This window comes from Candidatus Zixiibacteriota bacterium, from assembly GCA_019038695.1.
Lineage (GTDB): Bacteria > Zixibacteria > MSB-5A5 > GN15 > FEB-12 > B120-G9.
The window spans coordinates 1-18,301 of sequence record JAHOYZ010000013.1 but is presented as its reverse complement, the minus strand read 5'-3'; the positions used below and the strand labels follow the sequence as shown (position 1 = coordinate 18,301).

Sequence of the window (18,301 nt, the reverse complement as noted above, 5' to 3'; positions counted from 1 at the left end):
CACCCTTTCCATTATCATATGCAGCAGTGTGAAGAATAGTTCTGCCCCGATACAGGAGATCCCATGACCCCGACCGAATACAATGGAGAAGCGGTACGATGAGGATTGCTATTGGGTGTGACCATGCTGGTCTGAAGTTCAAGGAGAAGGTCAAAGAGATCCTGATTTCATGGGGACACGACGTTGTTGATTTTGGCACCCACTCAGAAGATTCGGTTGACTATCCTGACTATGGATTGAAAGTTGCCCTAGCTGTCGCCGGGGGAGACGTAGACCGAGGGGTTACAATTTGCTGGACCGGCAACGGAATGAACATCACTGCCAACAAAATTAAAGGTATCCGGGCTGGACTGGCCCTGAATGCCGAGATGGCTTTTCTGACCCGGTCGCACAATGATGCCAATGTCCTTACCCTTGCACAGAAATATACGCCGGAAGATCAGATCGAAGAGATTCTCAAGAGTTTCATCGATACTCCGTTTGAGGGTGGACGGCATCTTCCTCGAGTAAATAAGATTCGTGCGGTGGAAGAAGGTCTGTCGGTGACTGATTAAAGGGCTGGCTAAGTGTCTTGTGTATATGTGGTTACTAGTCACTATGGTTATTTTGAGGAGCTTGTGAGCGTGGTCTTAAAGAATCTTTGGCAAAACGAGAATAGTTGTTGCTATTGGTAACGGTAGAACGTATTATGACCAAAACGTACTCAATGACGAGGCCAGTGGTGACCAGGAAAGAAGACATTCTTCAAGCTGCGCAGCAGCTTTTCTCCCGTTTCGGGCTTAAAAAGGTCACGATTTCCGACATTGCCAGCGAGGCGCATGTTTCCAAGGGTACCATTTACAAGCTCTATCGCAACAAGGGAGAGGTTTTCGACGACGTTGTCAAAACCGAGGCCGACATGTTGTTGCAGGCGATACAGGAAGCCGTAGATGGTGAAGATACAGTACTCGGCAAGTTCAAGGCTCACCTGTTGACCAAGATGGAGAAGTTTCGTGATCTGATCAATTTCTATCAGGTTACGCAGGAAACTTCCCAGGACTATTGGCCGTTTGTGGCGGAGACTCGGGAGTGGTTTCTTGCACAAGAGAGGAAGATAGTTGAGGATGTTCTTCGTCAGGGGAATGAATCCGGCGAACTGGATGTAAAAGATCCTGCTCTGGTATCGCATATGATGGTCGTTTCTCTGAAAGCGCAGGAGTACTCATGGGCCACTAAGGGGATGGGCGTATCGCTTGAGGATTATGTTGAGATGATGATGGATGTGATGATCAACGGCATCAGGAAGAGGTAGCCATTTGGCAGCAGCATGGATAACAATGAGTGACAGAGTAGCTCCGCACTCATTTCACATTCCCGTTATGGGAACCGGGTTTACTATCGATTCGCCATTGCGGATAGCCAGGTTTGGAATCTCATCGGTTGTATCTATCGGCGATGATATTCTCATTGAGACCATGCGGAAAATCCACTCCGATAAGGCGGGTCTTCCTTTCAAGGCAATCTCCAAGAATGAGCCCGATTCCAGGGCGAACCGTATTACAGCTTACCTTGATTTATTGGATGATCTCGTAACGGCCCAGATCACAACTGTCAAGACTGAATCGTTTGAGCCTGGGACTGACATCACACGCTACTTCGAATTGCTTCCCGATTCAGCACTAAAACTTGCTTACGAACGAATGCTCGCGACAACCGACGAGGCAACCAGAAAAGGTCTTCAGGATGAATTGCGCCGGCATATTGTTCCGGGGGCGATTGATGTCAACATAATGACCAAGGTTGACGGGACTGCATACCGAGAAGAAACAGATTTACCTCCTGAATTCGGTGTTGCCAAATCCTCCCTGCGCGGTTTCGCCCGAAGCAAATTGAGATCTTCGGTTGTTTTTTCTGCCGGGATGAATCGGCCCCTGTTCGCCTACCTTGAGAAATTTGATGATTTCTTCCCTCACGGAGACGAAGCTCCCCGGAAAGGAATCACCCTCAAGGTCAGTGATTTTCGTTCCGCCCAGATACAGAGCAGACTCCTGGCCAAGAAGGGGTTGTGGGTTTCGGAATACCGGATAGAATCCGGGCTCAACTGCGGTGGCCATGCTTTTGCAACCAAGGGACATCTTATGGGCCCCATCCTCGCTGAGTTTGTCAGTGAGAAAGAGAGCACGATCAAGCAGCTTCATGCCACTTACTGCAAGGCTCTGGACGCTCGCGATTTGGCCACACCTGCTGAACCGCCGTCGGTTCGCATTACTGTCCAGGGTGGAATTTCCACGGCCGATGAAGATACTTTCCTACGCGAATACTATAAAGTCGATAGTACCGGCTGGGGAACTCCGTTCCTGCTGGTTCCTGAAGTCACCAATGTTGATGCCAGTCATCTCGAGAAACTGGCTGAGGCTTCGGATCGAGATGTCTGGCTCAGTCACAGTTCACCTTTGGGCGTACCGTTCTGGCTTCTGCGCACATCGTTGAGCGAGGAAACCCGTCTTAAGCGGATCAAGGACGGAAAACCCGGGAGTCCGTGTCCCAAGGGATTCCTGGCTTCAAGTACAGAGTTTACCGAAAAAGCACTCTGTCCTGCCTCGCGAGGCTATCAGAGTCGGCGCTTGAAAGCCCTGAAAGAAGATGACCTCGCACCGGCTGGTTTTTACCGGAAGGCGCAGGAAGTAATGGAGCGAGTTTGTCTCTGTGAAGATCTCGCCGCCAATGCTCTGTCGCGCCATGGGGTAGAGGGTGAGTTCAACTCGGCGATTTGCTGTGGACCAAGTATCGCTCACTATTCGACTGTCACAACTCTTGAGCAGATGCTTGACCATATCTATGGGCGACAGGCACTGCCTATGAGTCCCGGCCGTCCCCATATGTTTATCACCGAACTGCGCCTTTACATTGAGATGCTGCGTGAACAGCTTGATGGCGACGAGGCCGATACGGATCGCATTCGGAAGTACCTCAGCGATTTTGGCCAAAATATGATTTTGGGCATCGAATACTACGGTCGTCTAGCGGAGGAACTTAGTCCCGAAGCGAGGGTGAAGTTCTTGCGTGACCTGGCGGGTGCTGGTAAAGAACTCAACGCTCTGATAGGTGAGAAACCATCTGATGGTGCGACTCCATCCGGGTCGACCAAACAACGCCGCGCTCTGTAGCGAGAGCTATTCCCGAATTACAGCATAGGCAGGTATTTGTCGAGTTCGTGGTGGCTGACATGGACTCGATACTGATCCCACTCGATTTTCTTGTTCGCGATCAGTTTGGCGTGAACGTGTTCCCCTAAACACTTTTTCATCAACTCCGATTCCTCGAACAATCGAATCGCGTTCTCAAGCGAGTTTGGAAGAGTCTTGATGTTGTTGCTCTTTTTCGTAGCCTCGGACATTTCAAAAATGTTATCCTCAATCGGATCGGCCAGTTTGTACTTACCTTCAATCCCCGCCATCCCGGCCGCCAGCATGGCGGAGAAGACCAGGTATGGATTAGAGGCTGGGTCGGGTGAACGCAATTCTATCCGCGTCGCTTTCTCCTTGCCGATCCGATACAATGGCACTCGCACCATGCTCGAACGGTTTCGCCTTCCCCAGCCAATGTAGACCGGCGCTTCATAACCCGGTACCAGGCGTTTGTAGGAATTGACCCATTGGTTGGTAACGAGCGCAAACTCGCAAACATGTTTCAATAAGCCGGCTGTGAATTGGCGAGCCATCTTAGACAGATTGTATTCGTCCTTGCCGTCGAAGAAAAGATTCTTGTCGCCTTTGAAAAGAGACATATGACAATGCATCCCGGATCCGTTCTGGCCGAAGACAGGTTTGGGCATGAAGGTAGCATAGAGTCCGTTCTGCATCGCTACCTGTTTGACGATAAACCGATAGACTTGAGCGAAGTCTGCCATCACGAGCGCTTCCTGATATTTCAGGTCGATCTCGTGTTGCGAAGGGGCTACTTCGTGATGCGAACATTCTACGGGGATATCGATAGCTTCGAGAGCATTAACAGTCGCTTTGCGCACCTGCGAACCAATGTCGACCGTGCCGAAGTCAAAATAACCATCCCGATCGAGAGCTTCTGTGCCTTGATCGTTCTTGAAGTAGAAATACTCAATCTCAGGTCCGACATTAAGCGTCCATCTCTTTTTCTGTACTCTCTGAAGATTACGCTTGAGCACCCAACGCGGGTCGCCGTCGTAGGGAGTACCGTCAGGATTGGTGATGTCACAGAACATCATAGCCACTTTTTCGCCGGATATTTCCCAGGGGATAACGCGGAATGTGAGTGGGTCAGGCACAGCCATCAGGTCGGATTCTTCAATGCGCGCAAACCCTGCCACTGAAGAACCATCGAACCCCTGTCCTTCTTCAAGAACCTGTTCGATCTCGGAGCGAGTAATTGACATCCCCTTGATCTTCCCCAGAATATCGGTGAAACAAAGGCGGATATAGCGCACGCCGGCTTCGTGGATCAGCCGCAGAACGTCTTCTCTGGTTCTGGTCATGGTTTGGGCTCCTGAAAGACAATAGTTCGGGGCACAGCATCATCTCCGAAAAAACTACTATTGTGAACTGGCTCGCTCAATGCAACAAAAACTGTCCGGGGTGGCTACAAGGGGCCAGCGATATCGCAAGCACCACAAGAAGCGATCCTTACCATCAATTATCGGCATGGTTAGCTCAGTAGTAGAGGCCTGTGGTCTTGGGTCGTATGGTGGATATGCTGGGAATTATTCCAGCTTCAGATTGATGTCGGTGTGGGTCGGCTCAAGCTGGCGGCAAGCCACTCCGGCCATGTCGAAAATACGTCGAGCGGCCACGAAAACCGGGTCGTCCTGGTACTTGTCCGACAGATAGACGACTTCTTTAATGCCAACCTGTACAATGAGTTTGGCGCACTCATTGCAAGGAAATAGTGAGACGTATATACTGGCGCCGTCAAGGTCCGGTTTGTTGGAGGCGTTGGTGATAGCGTTCATTTCGGCGTGGCAGACATAGGGATATTTGGTGTCGAGAAAATCTCCCTGACGACCCCAGGGGAGTTCGTCATCGGAGCAGCCAATGGGGAAGCCATTGTAGCCAATGCCGATAATCCGCTTGCTGGCATTGACGATACACGCCCCGACCTGGGTACTGGGGTCTTTGGACCGTTTGGCCGAAAGCTGGGCGATGGCCATGAAATACTCTTCCCAGCTGATGTAGTCGGTACGTTTGGTATCCATGATGGAGGATTATAGCGCTTGGCAGGGGAGAGGGAAAGGAATTTGTGGCGCGGATGAGTCCGTTTTCTTCAGAGTGAACTTGATTGGCAGTGCTTGAGGGTTTAGACTGAACTATGAGCCGCGATGACTTAATCAGGGAGATGAATGTCTACTATGATCGCCGGGCGCCGTGGCATGATGAGTACATGAGCTACCATTCACAGAGAGAACACGAGACTCTGATGCAGCCACTCTTGGACCAGATCAAAGAGAGGATCATCGGCAAGGATGTCCTCGAAGTTGCGTGCGGAACAGGCATCTGGACACAGACTCTTACAACCCGTGCCCGATCTGTTGTGGCTACAGATGTCAACGCATCAGTCATTGAGCTTGCTAAACTAAAGGAGTACAGGGGAGCGCCGGTCAGGTTTGAGGAAGTCGATGCCTACGCACTTGATAAGATAGCCGGTTCATTCGACGTGGCCTTCATGGCTGACTGGTGGTCGCATATTCCCAAGCAACGAGTTGCTGACTTCTTGCAGGCTTTACATGATCATCTTGAAAAAGGCGCCTGCGTCATTATAATCGATATGCTTGTGATCGACTTTTTTGAACAAGAGGAAGTTCGCTACGACGAAGACGGCAACCGTATCAGCAGGCGCACGGTACCGGGTGGAGGTGAGTTCTGGGTGGTCAAGAACTTCCCCGACGAGACCGAATTGCGCGAGACATTGTCTCCCTACGCCGACGACATCAAGTACATCCGCGACAACGATCTGCAGCGTTGGATGGTGATGTACACAAAGCGGGGATGAGGGGAGCTTGCGTAGGTCGAAACTGTCTTCAGTTTCGACAGGTCGGCTTATTTTCCACAACACTTCTTGTACTTCTTGCCGCTGTCGCAGGGACAAGGCTCGTTTCTACCTATTTCCCTTCGTTTTCTGGGCTGATGTGGCGCACCAGCAAGAGTTATCTCTCCGGGCGGCTCAGGTGGCATAGAAGTACCTGGATACTCCGACTCACTGACGTGGTGGACATTTCGTCTCACAAGGATTTTTTGGTCTTTTCTCAAGTCCTCTGCAACACGTTGGTTGAGTTTACTCCACTTGGGATAGTCCAATAACGCGAATTCAAAGACATGATTGCTACTCATATCGTAGTCCGTTGCCAAACCGAAAACCCGCTTGTTGTTTCGATATTTATCACGAGCAACAAGGCATGTGTTTATTAACCGCGCGGAGCGCCGAGTACGATCCCAAGATGCAGGAGTAACAATGAACACGTAGGTTGTAGTCGTGCTGTCTGGTACGTAAACTCTCGTGAATGAACCCCTTTCCGTGTTTTTCTCTTTCCTCGCACCAAGAAATGCCTCCTCCCTAGCACCAAGAAAAGCCTTTGATAGGCACCGGCGCTGAAAGCGATCAGGTCGTGACATTTCCTTGGCGATCTCTCTGTACTCATCTCCGGGACATTCTCTAGAGTAATCAACTATGCTGTCCCAGATATAGCTCACGCGGTTTTCCTGCACTCTGGCGATATACTCGGGCTTTCTGATTACTTCTTCCCAGCATCCCTCGGAAACTATGACGTGATCTGCCCTGGTAAATTTGTCGAGTGACTTCCCGTCGTGAATATACGTCGCCAACAGATCTAGCTCGCTCATGATTAGCAAGCTTGGAGCGTGTTCGGCGAGGATGAAGTTCTCTCGACACTTGAGGTAACGCTGGAAGTCTGCGATGGTATCCAGTTCATTCATAATCGTCGCGATATCGCGATCAAAAATGTGTATAACCTTACCCTTTTTTACCACTGCAAGTTTTCGTCGCACAAATCCGTCACCAACCGTAAGAACAACTCGCTGTATCTCTGATACATCATTCGGATCAAAGGTATGGCTGTAGCCATGAGCGTTCTTGAGTTTCACCCTGCATCCGTAGTCCAGTAATCTGCGTTCCGCACCAAGAACCTGCTTGACCGGATCGTCAATCGCTTTCCTGGTGTATCTCTCCTCGTTGCCAGAGAACTTAATGTCCTTTACCTGAATGACAATAATTGACGAGTCAAGCACGACCAGCAAATCGCAGATCTCTTTGCCCTTCTCGTCTTTTGGATTCGGATAACACCATTCCTTTAGAAACGATTGGTAAGCCAGATGATGGATAATCTCTTCTGCCAATTTGCCCTTAAGTTCGAACTGGCGTCGGCGTGGATTGTTGATTTCCATATTAACCCCCTTATAGAAATCTTGCTACCCGACAGACGGGGATGTCTGCCGGGAATGAAGATTGTGCAGTAGGTTTGGCCCTACTCGCTTGGCTTGTTCTTGTCCACGTAAACCTGAATCGCCTCCAGAAGATTGATCGGAATCGGGAACACGAGAGTTGAGTTTTTCTCGGCGGCAACTTCCGTCAGAGTCTGGAGGAATCGAAGCTGCATCGCATTGGGTGCTGAGGCGATAACCGTGGCTGCTTCAGCCAGCTTCGAAGAGGCCTGGAACTCTCCAGTGGCGTGGATAATCTTGGCGCGGCGTTCACGCTCGGCCTCGGCCTGTTTGGCCATAGCGCGTTGCATTTCAAGAGGTAGATCGACATTCTTGACCTCGACAACACTGACCTTCACACCCCACGGTTCTGTTTGCTCATCGATTATCTGCTGCAATTCGGAATTGATCTTGTCCCTATTGGTTAAAAGATCATCGAGTTCCACCTGACCGAGCACTGACCGCAATGTGGTCTGCGCAATCTGGGATGTAGCTTCAAAGAAATTGGCGACCTGAACAATTGCCTTGTTTGATTCCACAACCTGGAAATAGAGCACAGCGTTGACTTTGACCGAAACGTTGTCTTTGGTGATAACATCCTGCGAAGGTACATCGTAGGTTATCACGCGCAGGTCTACTCGCACCATCTTATCGATGATCGGTATGAGAATAATCAGTCCTGGTCCCTTGGTACCGATCAACCGCCCCAGTCGAAAAATCACGCCGCGTTCGTACTCCTTGAGAATCTTGATCATGTTGAACAAGAGTATCAGCCCAAAGAACGCTACTAAGAAAATAGGTGCTATCTGCATAATCATTCCCTCCACAATTTACACGTCTGTTTTCTTCACTATTAGGGTCAGTTTATCCATGCCGACTATCTCAACGAAGTCACCCTCGGTCAAAACATCGGTTGATTTAATCTTCCATAAGGCGCCGTCGACGTAGGCCATTCCATTGGCTCGAATCTCAGCCGTTTTGCCAATCATTCCCTGTTTGCCAGTGGAGGGTTGTCGTTGAGAAGCTTTGATCACCAGATAAGCGCCTCCTGCGGCGGCAGCACCTACAAGGAGAACGATCGTAGTTAGTATGGATCGTGATATTTGTAGCGTAGGGTCAACCGTATCAATCAACATAAGCCCTCCAAAAAAGAGAGAGATCACGCCCCCGATTGTGAGAATTCCATGACTTACCACTTTGATTTCGGCAATGAATAATATGATAGCCAGAACAATCAGCGCCAGTCCGGCGTAGTTAATCGGCAGAGCCTGAAAGGCATAGAAGGCCAGGATCAGGCAGATAGCACCCACTACGCCGGGGAGATATGATCCGGGGTTGTATAGCTCAAGCATGATGCCCAAACTACCAATCGAAAATAGAATGAAGGCGATGTCCGGCTGGGTGATGACCTGGAGAATCCTGTGCACCAGCGAAATCTCCAGTGTGATAATCCTAGGTGTGGTCAAGTTCACCGTTCTTGCACCACGCGGCAGGTCTATCGTACGGCCATGGATCTGTCCCAGGAGATGGTCGAGATTCTCGGCCCGAAATTCGATGACGTTGAGTTCAAGAGCTTCGCGATCAGTGATCGATACCGACTCGCGGACGGCGTTCTCGGCCCACTCGGCGTTGCGTCCGCGTTCTTCGGCAGCGGCTTTGATTTGAGCCACAGCATCGTTGGTGATCTTCTCATTCATCAACGAGTCAACTTCCTCACCCCCGCCCGCCACGGGATGGGCCGCGCCGATGTTGGTCGAAGGGGCCATAGCGGCGAAGTGGGAAGCGTACGTCATGTATACCCCGGCCGAACCGGCTCGCGCACCCGAGGGAGCGATATACATACAGACCGGAACATGGGCGTTGAGGATGCTCTTGCAGATCGACCAGGTCGGTTTGGTGAATCCTCCGGGCGTATCAAGGAAAATGACCAGCAATTCGGCATCGTTGTCTTCGGCTTCTTCAATAGCCAGTATGATCCGGTCATTGGTCACGGTACCTATCGCTCCGTTGATGGTCATTGTGTATACCAGTGCTTCATAGATACTGGCAATAGAGTCAACGTCCAGCGTATCCACACCCAGTGTGTCCACCTGCAGGGTGTCTTCGGTTGCATAGATAGAGATAACACAGAAGGAGAGGAGCAACCAGACAATCGCTATGAGGGTCATCTTAGTTCGCATAGTGAAGTATCACTTACTATACGACGAAAGTCAACTCAAATACGATCCTGTTTCTTTGCTTTGACGCCCTAAACAGCTATCATTACTCTGTGAATACAATTCCTCAACAATCGGAACTACGCGCTCTGGGTGCCTTGTTTTTCGGGGCTACATGTGTTAGTTTTGCCGCCATCTTCGTGAAGCTGATTGAACCTCTGGGGATGGGGCCCACGGCTATCGGTTTTTGGCGCACAATGCTGGGGGCGGTCATCCTCTTCGCTGCCACCGCCGCCACTCGACAACGGATTCTCATGCCGTGGTCGGTTATGCGCTGGACCATAGCGGCTGGCTTCTTGTTCTTTCTTGATCTGTACTTCTGGCACAAGTCGATTCTTTATTGCGGAGCGGGTATGGCCACGATTCTGGCCAACACACAAGTCCTTGCGACGGCCGTGCTTGGTTTCTTTGTATTCAAGGAACGCCTGGGTCGTCGTTTTGCAATTGCCGTTCTTTCAGCGATCGGTGGTGTTGTACTCTTGATCGGAATCGGTAGTGATGTCGAGTTCTCTTCGATCTATATCCGGGGAGTAGTTTTGGGCCTGCTGACCGGCGTGGCGTATGCACATTACCTGATTGTGCTGAAACTGGCGGGACATGCTCGCGAAGAAGTTGTGCGCAGGTCTACCGGGCAAAAGGGACGCGTCAATTACACGGCAATGATAGCCTGGACATCACTTTTTTCTGCGTTGTTCCTTGGAATAGCTGCCGGCGTCGATGCCAATGAAACCATGCTTCCGCCCGGTCCGCGGTCGTTTCTTTACGTGGCGGGATTGGCGTTGGTCGTTCAGGCACTCGGTTGGTGGACGATATCAAGATCTTTGCCACGAGTCGCCGCCTCGCGTGGTGGGTTGGCCTTGCTGTTGCAACCGGTACTGGCGACTGTCTGGGGTTATATGTTTTTTGGTGAGCGGCTGGGTTTGCTACAGATTGTTGGGGCCGTTGTAACGCTCACGGCCATCTATATTGGATCCGTTAGCCAAAAGAGAGCAGCAGTGCTGCCCACAGAAAAAGGGTGACCGTTGCCGATCACCCTTGTAATAATCCTCGGATATTCGTCTACTTATCTACCAGAACCGACTCCAACCGTTCGACGATATAGTCAGCATCCGGTTTGGTCAGTGTCAGTGGCGGGCTAATGCGGATCGTATGACCGTGACTGTCATTAGCCATCAAGCCCAGGTCCAGCATCTTCCGGCAATAAGTCATCGCGTCGCCATCATTGACTTCGACGCCGATAAACAGGCCGCGGTTACGGACTTCCTTGACGCGCGATGAACGCGAGGCTATGTCGCGGATTTTGTCAGCCAGATAATTACCGACGGTGGCCGAGTTTTCGACCAGCTTCTCGTCAATGATGACATCTAGTGCTTCGATACCGGCCACACAGGCCAACGGATAGCCGCCATAGGTTGATCCGTCACGTCCGGGTTGGAAGGCCATGTCCATCAATTTTGAGTTGGTGACAAAGCTTGACAGCGGTACCAATCCGCCAGAGAGGGCCTTGCCCAGCACGATGCCGTCGGGAACGACATTCTCATGCTCAAAACAGAACATTTTACCTGTTCGTCCCAGGCCAACCTGAATCTCGTCGAAAAGTAACAGCAGGTCGTTCTTGTCGGCGATGTCTCTGAGACCTTTGAGGAATCCCTCCGGGGGACGATACATGCCCCCTTCGCCTTGCATCGGCTCCACCAGGATACCACAGGTGTTTTTGTTTACGGCCTTTTCAACGGCGTCAAGATCGCCGTAGTCGACGAGTTTGAAGCCGGGTGTCATCGGACCAAAACCTTCTTTGTATTTCTGAGACGATGAGAAAGAAATCACCGTAATCATCCGGCCATGGAAATTGTTGTTAAAGACAATAATCTCCTGCTTGCCGTCGGGAATGCCTTTGCTCTTGAAACCGTAGAACCGGGCCATTTTGATCGCCGTTTCCACCGACTCAACACCTCCACACTTGGGCAGAACTTTGTTGCCGTTATCGCCGAAACGAGTCCCCATTTGCGGAACCAGTGTGGCCAGTTTGTTGAGAAACATGGCCAGAGAATCGGTAAATACAACATTGGAGATCACGGAACCGAAACTTCCCTGCAGGGCATTGACCAGGGCTTTGACGATTCTCGGGTGATGGTGCCCCTGGTTGGCGGCCGAATAGGCTGCCAGGCAGTCCAGGTACTTCTTTCCATTCTGGTCGTACAGCCAGATTCCCTCGGCTTTGCGCACCACCAGTTGCTGTCTACTATAGTGGTGAGCGCCGAATGTACTTTCGTAGTTCAGGATAGTCTCGTCCGGCAGTCCGGAGAAACCGATCACTGGGTTGTTCTTAGTTTTGACATCAGCCATAGCTCACCTCCACTTCAGGAATCCAATCTATCAACAAAATATCAGCCCGAGAATATATGTCGGACCTCACAGAAACTCAAGAGGAGTTTCTGTGGTTCTTACGAATTTCGGGTGTTAATGGTCACTTCTCCATTATTCTTTGTACCCGATTCCGGCTTGATCAGATCAACTGCCAAACCGGTGAGAATAGGCTGAAATGGCTAAGAAAGCTCTTGATTTTGGGGAAGTGGACGCTATAATTGCCTGACTTGACAGCTTGGAGGAATGATGCCGAAGGTAGTAGACAATAGACAGATCGGGCCAATGATATGGAAGATGGTGGTGGAAACTCCCCGGTTGGTTTCCAAAGCTAAAGCCGGGCAGTTTGTTATCCTGCGCGTCAACGAGCATGGTGAGCGAGTTCCCATGTCCATTGCCGGGCTTGACAGGGACAAGGGGCTTCTGACCATAGTGTACCAGGTGGTCGGAAAGACTTCAGCTCTGATGACAACCGTCAAAGTCGGCGAGGAAATCTCCGATTGTGTTGGTCCGCTGGGACTTCCATCCCATGTGGAGAAATGGGGCACCGCTATAGTGGTGGGTGGTGGTATCGGGATCGCTCCGATCTATCCGATTGCCCAGGCCTACAAAGAGGCCGGTAACAAGGTTATCACTATCATCGGAGCCAGATCGAAAGACCTCTTATTCTATGAAGAAGAGCATAAGTCTGTGGCTGATGAGCTTCACGTTTGTACCGACGACGGTTCGTACGGTCATCATGGCTTTGTAACCGATCCGCTTAAGAAACTCCTCGACGATGGCGTTTCTATCGGTATGATTATGACCGTGGGGCCGGTACCGATGATGAAGTTTCTCAGCAACCTGACCAGAAAATACAAGGTACCGACCTGGGTTTCACTTAATCCCCTGATGATCGACGGTACCGGAATGTGCGGTGGCTGCCGAGTGCAAATTGGAGATGAAACCAAGTTTGCCTGCGTGGATGGCCCCGATTTTGATGGTCATCTGGTCGATTTTGATTTGCTTACGGCGCGTTTGGGTGCCTATCGCCAACAGGAGCGCAAGGCTATGAAGCACCTTCTGGGTGACCCCGGGTGTAATTTGGCCGAATCGGTCCGGAAATTTAAGTACCCCGATGAGCAGTCCGGGACGGAGTAGGAAGGTGCCGCAACGATGAGCGACGAAGAGAAGAAAAAGAAGAAGAAAAAGAAGAAGAAACCTCAGGGACCGAATAAGCTCAAGGTCAAGGAGCGGATGAAGCTCCCGCGTCAGGATATGTCCAATCAGGAGCCGTCCGTTCGTTGCAAGAACTTCGACGAAGTACCCCTTGGTTTCACTGACGAACAAGCTTTCCAGGAGGCCTTGCGCTGTCTGGAATGTCCCAAGCAGCCGTGTGTTGCTGGTTGTCCGGTAGAGATCGACATCCCCGGGTTCATCACTCTCATTGTTGCTAAGGACGTCGCTGGCGCGGCTCGCAAGATCAAAGAGACCAACAGCCTGCCTGCTATCTGCGGTCGTGTCTGTCCGCAGGAAGAACAGTGCGAGATTGTCTGCGTGACGGGCAAGAATAACAAACCGGTGGCCATTGGTCATCTGGAACGATACGTGGCCGACTACGAGCGCGATAACAAGCTGGTGAAACTCCCGGAAATCGCTCCCTCTACTGGTCGCAAAGTTGCCATTGTTGGCTCCGGCCCAGCCGGGTTGACGGTTGCCGGTGATCTCATCAAACTGGGGCACGCCGTTACTATCTTTGAAGCGTTGCACAAACCGGGTGGTGTGCTTGTCTATGGAATCCCGGAGTTCCGTCTCCCGAAATCTATCGTGCAAGCTGAGTGTGATTTCATGGCCGATATGGGCGTTGATTTCCAACTCTCGACCGTTGTCGGCAAGATGGATACGATTGACGAGCTGTTCGAGATGGGCTACGATGCCGTTTTCGTCGGCACCGGAGCCGGACTACCCCGGTTCATGGGTATTGAAGGCGAGAACCTCATCGGTATCTATTCCGCCAATGAATACCTTACGCGATCCAACCTGATGCGGGCTTTTGATCCTGACGACTACGATACTCCGATTATCCAGGGCAAGAACATCGCCGTTCTCGGTGGTGGCAACACCGCTATGGATGCTGTGCGTACCGGTCTACGATTGGGAGCAGATAATGCCCATATCGTCTATCGTCGCAGCGAGACGGAGATGCCGGCTCGAATTGAAGAAATCCACCACGCCAAAGAAGAAGGCATACAGTTTCACATGCTTTGCAACCCGCTCAAGTTCATTGGTGATGACCAGAATCGGGTCAAGGAAATGGAATGTCTCAGGATGGAACTTGGCGAGCCGGATGATTCCGGACGTCGTCGCCCGGTGCCAATCGAAGGATCGAACTTCATCATTAAAGCCGACCTTGTGGTTGTGGCTATCGGTAACGGCTCCAACCCATTGATCCCCCAGACCACCCCCGGACTTGATTGTAACAAGTGGGGTAATATCACGGTCAACGATGACACGATGGCAACTTCCCGCAAGGGTGTGTTTGCCGGTGGTGATATTGTGACTGGCGGCGCCACTGTGATTCTTGCGGCCGGAGCCGGAAGGAAAGCGGCCCGTGCGATGCATGAGTACCTGATGAAAGAGGTCAAGAAGTAGCCGCTTGCCCGTCGTTAAGTTCGGTAGGGCAGGAGCCCTGCGCTCCTGCCAATTCAGTCTTAGTTCAGTGGGCGGCAGACGCCCTCGTCTACCGCAAGTCTTCCGTCGGGTGCCATGCACAGATTTGTCATGCCGGATTTGATCCGGCATCCAGTCTTGTAGGTCAAGCCACTTGTCGGCTTGACACTTAGTTGAGTAGGTCGAAACTGTCTTCAGTTTCGACAATCAATTCTCCACGCCCTGTTACCCTCGCAAACGCGGGAATCCAGTCTTCTTTTTCCCAAATGGCTTTGTTTGGTTATTCACATTTTGTGTTTTTGTGTAACTCCTTATCATTGGGCGAATAGACCAAATTCGCTTGTGGTTTCAAGCGGTGAAAACGTAGTGAATCTGGTGCGCTTTCTGTAGTTTTCCGGTATTGAATCTGTGATTGCTATTTGTGAACGTTTCATACACAGGGAACATGGGCAAGATTCAGGGGAAGTGTTGTAGAGAAAATGGAGGACAGGAGGATCCCGCCCGATGCTGGTAGCTCTGTGGGGTACCGATGTAGGGTGGGTCCGTCTTCGGACCCGCCACATACTGTAACAAGTCACTTACCATACTCATGATTCCCAAAACTGTCCCCAATTTCTCTCCAATTCAAATCACACTTGCCTTCTCGACAATACTTCTTGAACGATGACAACCGATATTCTTTCGGAGAATCTGCCAACCCGTGCTTTACCGGATTGTAATGGATGTAATCAATGTGGCGATTCATATCTTCCTGTGAACGAATAATATGATCCCAATATTGAGGTTGCCAGACAGAACCAGCGATTCTTGTTCGACTCTTGTATTGACCTGAAAAGGAGAGCTTCATTCTCTGCATGATACGCGAAGTATCTCCGTTCGGCGCATTGAGGATAAGATGAAAATGGTCAGGCAGAACTACCCATGCAACAACCTTGAAATCGTCCTTGTTTCCTGCCCTTCTCACCGCCCGCGCTAACAGTCTTGCGTGCTGAACAAGCAAGGGCTCTCGATTAGCGGTTACCGAAGTAATGAAACAGGATTGTCCGGGCAAGAAGTGACGAATTAACTTTGACATGGAATCAAGGTAGTTGGTCGGACTGACAGGTGATGTCAGTCAAAATGAATGGTACTGTCCTAATTTGGATAGGAGGTGAGGAATAGGGTGGTAGATTTAAGACTTGAAAATGTGGTCATGCTTATATATGATAAGACATGGCGAAACAGTTCAGGAGTATTGGCTTGGCGATTGCTGGAGGCTTTGCAGCCGCAGGGGTCGGGAAAGTGACGGGTGCCGATATGCCCTGGTGGCTTTGCTTCGTCATCGCCGCAATAATGGGGGTTGTGGCCCAGTTTCACGATCAAATCATCAAATGGCTGAAGTGTCTATATTCTATCAAGGGCGTAAGGCATTCCTTAGCTTTAATAGTGCTGTTGCTGGTCATCATCTGGCTGGGTTGGCCCCGCATACAGGGTTTTTTGCATACGTTAAGCTTAAACAGCCATTGGTGACTGAAACTTATGTGTCCGAACGGGAGGCAGAGGAATATGTCACTGAGAATCTTCGAACCGAGGGAAATCGGGAGGTTCATCCGACGCGAGTTAGATACTTGCTTTGCGAGGGAATAGGGGAGCGGTTGGCTGGTCAGGTGCTTTGCGAGGGTGATTCTATCAAGTGGCGGCGACTTGACGGGGCGGCTTATTACTACTATGGCTTTCGCCTGTATAACCCAACAGAAAGACTGTCTGAATGGTTAGTTGGTCGCGGTTTTAACTGTAGTGTGGAGTACTTAAGAGACTACATTCGCCAAACGGACTGGGTAAAGCTGGATACCAGTACCGGCCCAACCCCGATATATCCCGACCGTTAGAGTACCATTGAGCAGGGACAAACCCAAATCAGAACAGTACCAAATGAAGATGGCGGGTCCGAGGACGGACCCACCCTACAAGAACCTTCAGAAAAACAGGCGATGCCTGCCAAACGAGTTTGAGCCGGGCATACGGAAGCGAATAATACACTTTCCCCACAATATCTCCCCTGAATCTTGCCCCCACCCCTTGTGTATGAAATATCCACGAGTAAAAACACCGATTCAATACCAAAAGGAATACGAAAAGTGTCTCATATTCACTACAATTTCACGGCTTGAAACTATAAGAGAATCTGCCTTACGCAACTAATGATAAGGAGTTACGCTAAAAACACAAAACGCGTATTACCAAACAAAGCCATTTTGGGGTGAGAAGCCTGGATACCTGCTTTCGCAGGTATGACAATAGGGACGGAATGACAAGCCTGAGAAGTTGGCAGGAGCACAGGGCTCCTGCCCTACCGAATACTGCCGCCCACGGGAGACGGTATCTACTCGATTCGCCATTCCCAAAACATCTTCGTGTCGTTCACCCATAAACTTGTTATACTATCCGTATGTTGACCTCGGAAGTTGTCAAGCGTCTTGCATTCGTTTGCGGGTTTGATATGGGAGGGATAACCACTCCCGATATTATGCCCGATGACAAAGAGCGACTGCATCAATGGCTGGAGAAGGGACACCACGCCGATATGGAATGGATGGCTCGGTCACGGGATCGTCGCGTCGATCCGTTGCTGTCACTCCCCAACGTCAAATCAATCATCATGCTGGGCGTCAACTACTATCAACCCGATTCGAAAGAGACAGCTCCTGGCTATGGGCGTGTGGCGCGATATGCTCGCGGACGGGATTATCACAAGGTCATTGGTCGTATGACCAAACATCTGATCAGCAAAATACAGGATACGCTTGGCAGTCGGACGGATCATGATTTTTTCTGGTATGTCGATTATGGTCCTTTCCTTGAACGGGCTTATGCTGGCAAAGCCGGACTCGGATTTGTTGGCAAGAACGGCATGTTGATCAACCGGACGTTTGGATCATGGTTTTTCATCTCGGAAATATTGACTTCGGTCGAATTGGAACCGGATGAACCGTTCGGTGGCAATCATGGTCGCTGCGGCAAATGTACCCTCTGTGTGGATGCCTGCCCGACGGGTGCGATTCTGCCGGGCAACGTTATCGACTCACGCAAATGTATTTCGTACTTGACCGTCGAACGTCCATCCCAAATCCCGGAGGACTTGGCCGCCAAGATGGGCAACCTGCTCTTTGGGTGTGACATTTGCCAGAAAGTGTGTCCGCATAATGGGCGTGCCAAGCTGACTCGCCACGCCGAGTTTCTATCTGCGGCCGGAGTGGGGGAGTTGCTTGATCTCAAACGGGTGCTCTCCATGACTACGCGTGAGGAGTTCCTCAATCTGACTGCCGGTACTCCGCTCACACGGCCGCGATTGGAAGGACTTCAGCAAGTTGCTCGTATTGTTCTGATGAATCAGGATTTGTAGGGCAGAATCCCTTGGTGGTTCTGCCAAACCGAGATTGAATAGGTTGAAACTGTCTTCAGTTTCGATAATTGTTATTCCGCTCTCTGTCATTCTCGCCTGATGTCATGCTGAGCGGAGTCGAAGCATGGCGGTGGTCAACCCAGCCCAAACAAGTTTGAGCTGGCCACCCAACGAATGGAACCCACAGCAAGGGGCTTGTTGAAAAAGTTCTGTTATTAGGGCGTTGGATATTCTAAACTGTCTTC

At 50.8% G+C, this 18,301-nt stretch carries 16 protein-coding genes; 9 read left to right on the top strand and 7 right to left on the bottom strand.

Going from position 1 to position 18,301, the window contains the following annotated elements:
* The first annotated feature begins 98 nt into the window (after positions 1 to 98).
* The 3 genes from rpiB to KOO62_05960 all read left to right on the top strand — a co-directional run bounded on the left by rpiB (position 99) and on the right by KOO62_05960 (position 3,146).
* Positions 99 to 554 (top strand): ribose 5-phosphate isomerase B, encoded by a 456-nt coding sequence (rpiB, locus tag KOO62_05970; protein ID MBU8933535.1) that lies wholly within the window; start codon positions 99 to 101, stop codon positions 552 to 554.
* A gap of 167 nt (positions 555 to 721) precedes the next feature.
* The gene (locus tag KOO62_05965; GenBank protein MBU8933534.1) at positions 722 to 1,291 is read left to right on the top strand and encodes a TetR/AcrR family transcriptional regulator; all 570 of its coding nucleotides are present in this window, start codon (positions 722 to 724) and stop codon (positions 1,289 to 1,291) included.
* Between the two features lie 25 nt (positions 1,292 to 1,316).
* On the top strand, positions 1,317 to 3,146 hold the full coding sequence (locus tag KOO62_05960) for a hypothetical protein (GenBank protein ID MBU8933533.1): 1,830 nt from the start codon (positions 1,317 to 1,319) through the stop codon (positions 3,144 to 3,146).
* 17 nt (positions 3,147 to 3,163) lie between these two features.
* Here KOO62_05960 and KOO62_05955 read toward each other — a convergent pair whose 3' ends face one another.
* A complete protein-coding gene (locus KOO62_05955) occupies positions 3,164 to 4,489 on the bottom strand; it encodes a glutamine synthetase family protein (GenBank protein MBU8933532.1) in 1,326 nt (441 codons plus the stop codon).
* 225 nt (positions 4,490 to 4,714) lie between these two features.
* Positions 4,715 to 5,206 carry a dCMP deaminase family protein gene (locus KOO62_05950; GenBank protein ID MBU8933531.1) on the bottom strand — a complete coding sequence of 164 codons (492 nt, stop codon included), beginning with the start codon at positions 5,204 to 5,206 and terminating at the stop codon, positions 4,715 to 4,717.
* A gap of 113 nt (positions 5,207 to 5,319) precedes the next feature.
* Between KOO62_05950 and KOO62_05945 the strand changes: the two genes are divergently transcribed.
* The gene (locus tag KOO62_05945) at positions 5,320 to 6,000 is read left to right on the top strand and encodes a class I SAM-dependent methyltransferase (GenBank protein ID MBU8933530.1); all 681 of its coding nucleotides are present in this window, start codon (positions 5,320 to 5,322) and stop codon (positions 5,998 to 6,000) included.
* A gap of 47 nt (positions 6,001 to 6,047) precedes the next feature.
* Here KOO62_05945 and KOO62_05940 read toward each other — a convergent pair whose 3' ends face one another.
* From KOO62_05940 to KOO62_05930, 3 genes are all read right to left on the bottom strand, one after another.
* A complete protein-coding gene (locus KOO62_05940) occupies positions 6,048 to 7,409 on the bottom strand; it encodes an SEC-C domain-containing protein (protein MBU8933529.1) in 1,362 nt (453 codons plus the stop codon).
* An 80-nt stretch (positions 7,410 to 7,489) separates the two neighbouring features.
* Positions 7,490 to 8,257, bottom strand: a complete 768-nt coding sequence (locus KOO62_05935; GenBank protein ID MBU8933528.1) for a slipin family protein — start codon at positions 8,255 to 8,257, stop codon at positions 7,490 to 7,492.
* Between the two features lie 18 nt (positions 8,258 to 8,275).
* On the bottom strand, positions 8,276 to 9,625 hold the full coding sequence (locus KOO62_05930; protein MBU8933527.1) for a nodulation protein NfeD: 1,350 nt from the start codon (positions 9,623 to 9,625) through the stop codon (positions 8,276 to 8,278).
* Between the two features lie 89 nt (positions 9,626 to 9,714).
* Between KOO62_05930 and KOO62_05925 the strand changes: the two genes are divergently transcribed.
* Entirely contained in the window at positions 9,715 to 10,680 is a 966-nt protein-coding gene (locus KOO62_05925; GenBank protein ID MBU8933526.1) for a DMT family transporter, read from the top strand.
* A 40-nt stretch (positions 10,681 to 10,720) separates the two neighbouring features.
* On the opposite strand, the gene rocD is transcribed toward KOO62_05925, so the two are convergent.
* Positions 10,721 to 12,007: an ornithine--oxo-acid transaminase gene (gene rocD / locus KOO62_05920; GenBank protein MBU8933525.1), complete on the bottom strand. Its 1,287-nt coding sequence runs from the start codon at positions 12,005 to 12,007 to the stop codon at positions 10,721 to 10,723.
* Between the two features lie 267 nt (positions 12,008 to 12,274).
* On the opposite strand from rocD, the gene KOO62_05915 reads away from it, so the two are divergent.
* Positions 12,275 to 13,165 carry a sulfide/dihydroorotate dehydrogenase-like FAD/NAD-binding protein gene (locus KOO62_05915; protein ID MBU8933524.1) on the top strand — a complete coding sequence of 297 codons (891 nt, stop codon included), beginning with the start codon at positions 12,275 to 12,277 and terminating at the stop codon, positions 13,163 to 13,165.
* 15 nt (positions 13,166 to 13,180) lie between these two features.
* Positions 13,181 to 14,656 carry an NADPH-dependent glutamate synthase gene (gene gltA, locus KOO62_05910; protein ID MBU8933523.1) on the top strand — a complete coding sequence of 492 codons (1,476 nt, stop codon included), beginning with the start codon at positions 13,181 to 13,183 and terminating at the stop codon, positions 14,654 to 14,656.
* Between the two features lie 592 nt (positions 14,657 to 15,248).
* Here the strand turns inward: gltA and KOO62_05905 are convergent.
* Complete coding sequence (locus tag KOO62_05905; protein MBU8933522.1) at positions 15,249 to 15,749, bottom strand: transposase; 501 nt, start codon at positions 15,747 to 15,749, stop codon at positions 15,249 to 15,251.
* A gap of 295 nt (positions 15,750 to 16,044) precedes the next feature.
* On the opposite strand from KOO62_05905, the gene KOO62_05900 reads away from it, so the two are divergent.
* Together KOO62_05900 and queG are read left to right on the top strand one after the other, a co-directional pair.
* Positions 16,045 to 16,542, top strand: a complete 498-nt coding sequence (locus KOO62_05900) for a hypothetical protein (protein ID MBU8933521.1) — start codon at positions 16,045 to 16,047, stop codon at positions 16,540 to 16,542.
* A 611-nt stretch (positions 16,543 to 17,153) separates the two neighbouring features.
* Positions 17,154 to 18,056 carry a tRNA epoxyqueuosine(34) reductase QueG gene (gene queG, locus KOO62_05895; protein ID MBU8933520.1) on the top strand — a complete coding sequence of 301 codons (903 nt, stop codon included), beginning with the start codon at positions 17,154 to 17,156 and terminating at the stop codon, positions 18,054 to 18,056.
* The last annotated feature ends 245 nt before the right edge of the window (positions 18,057 to 18,301 follow it).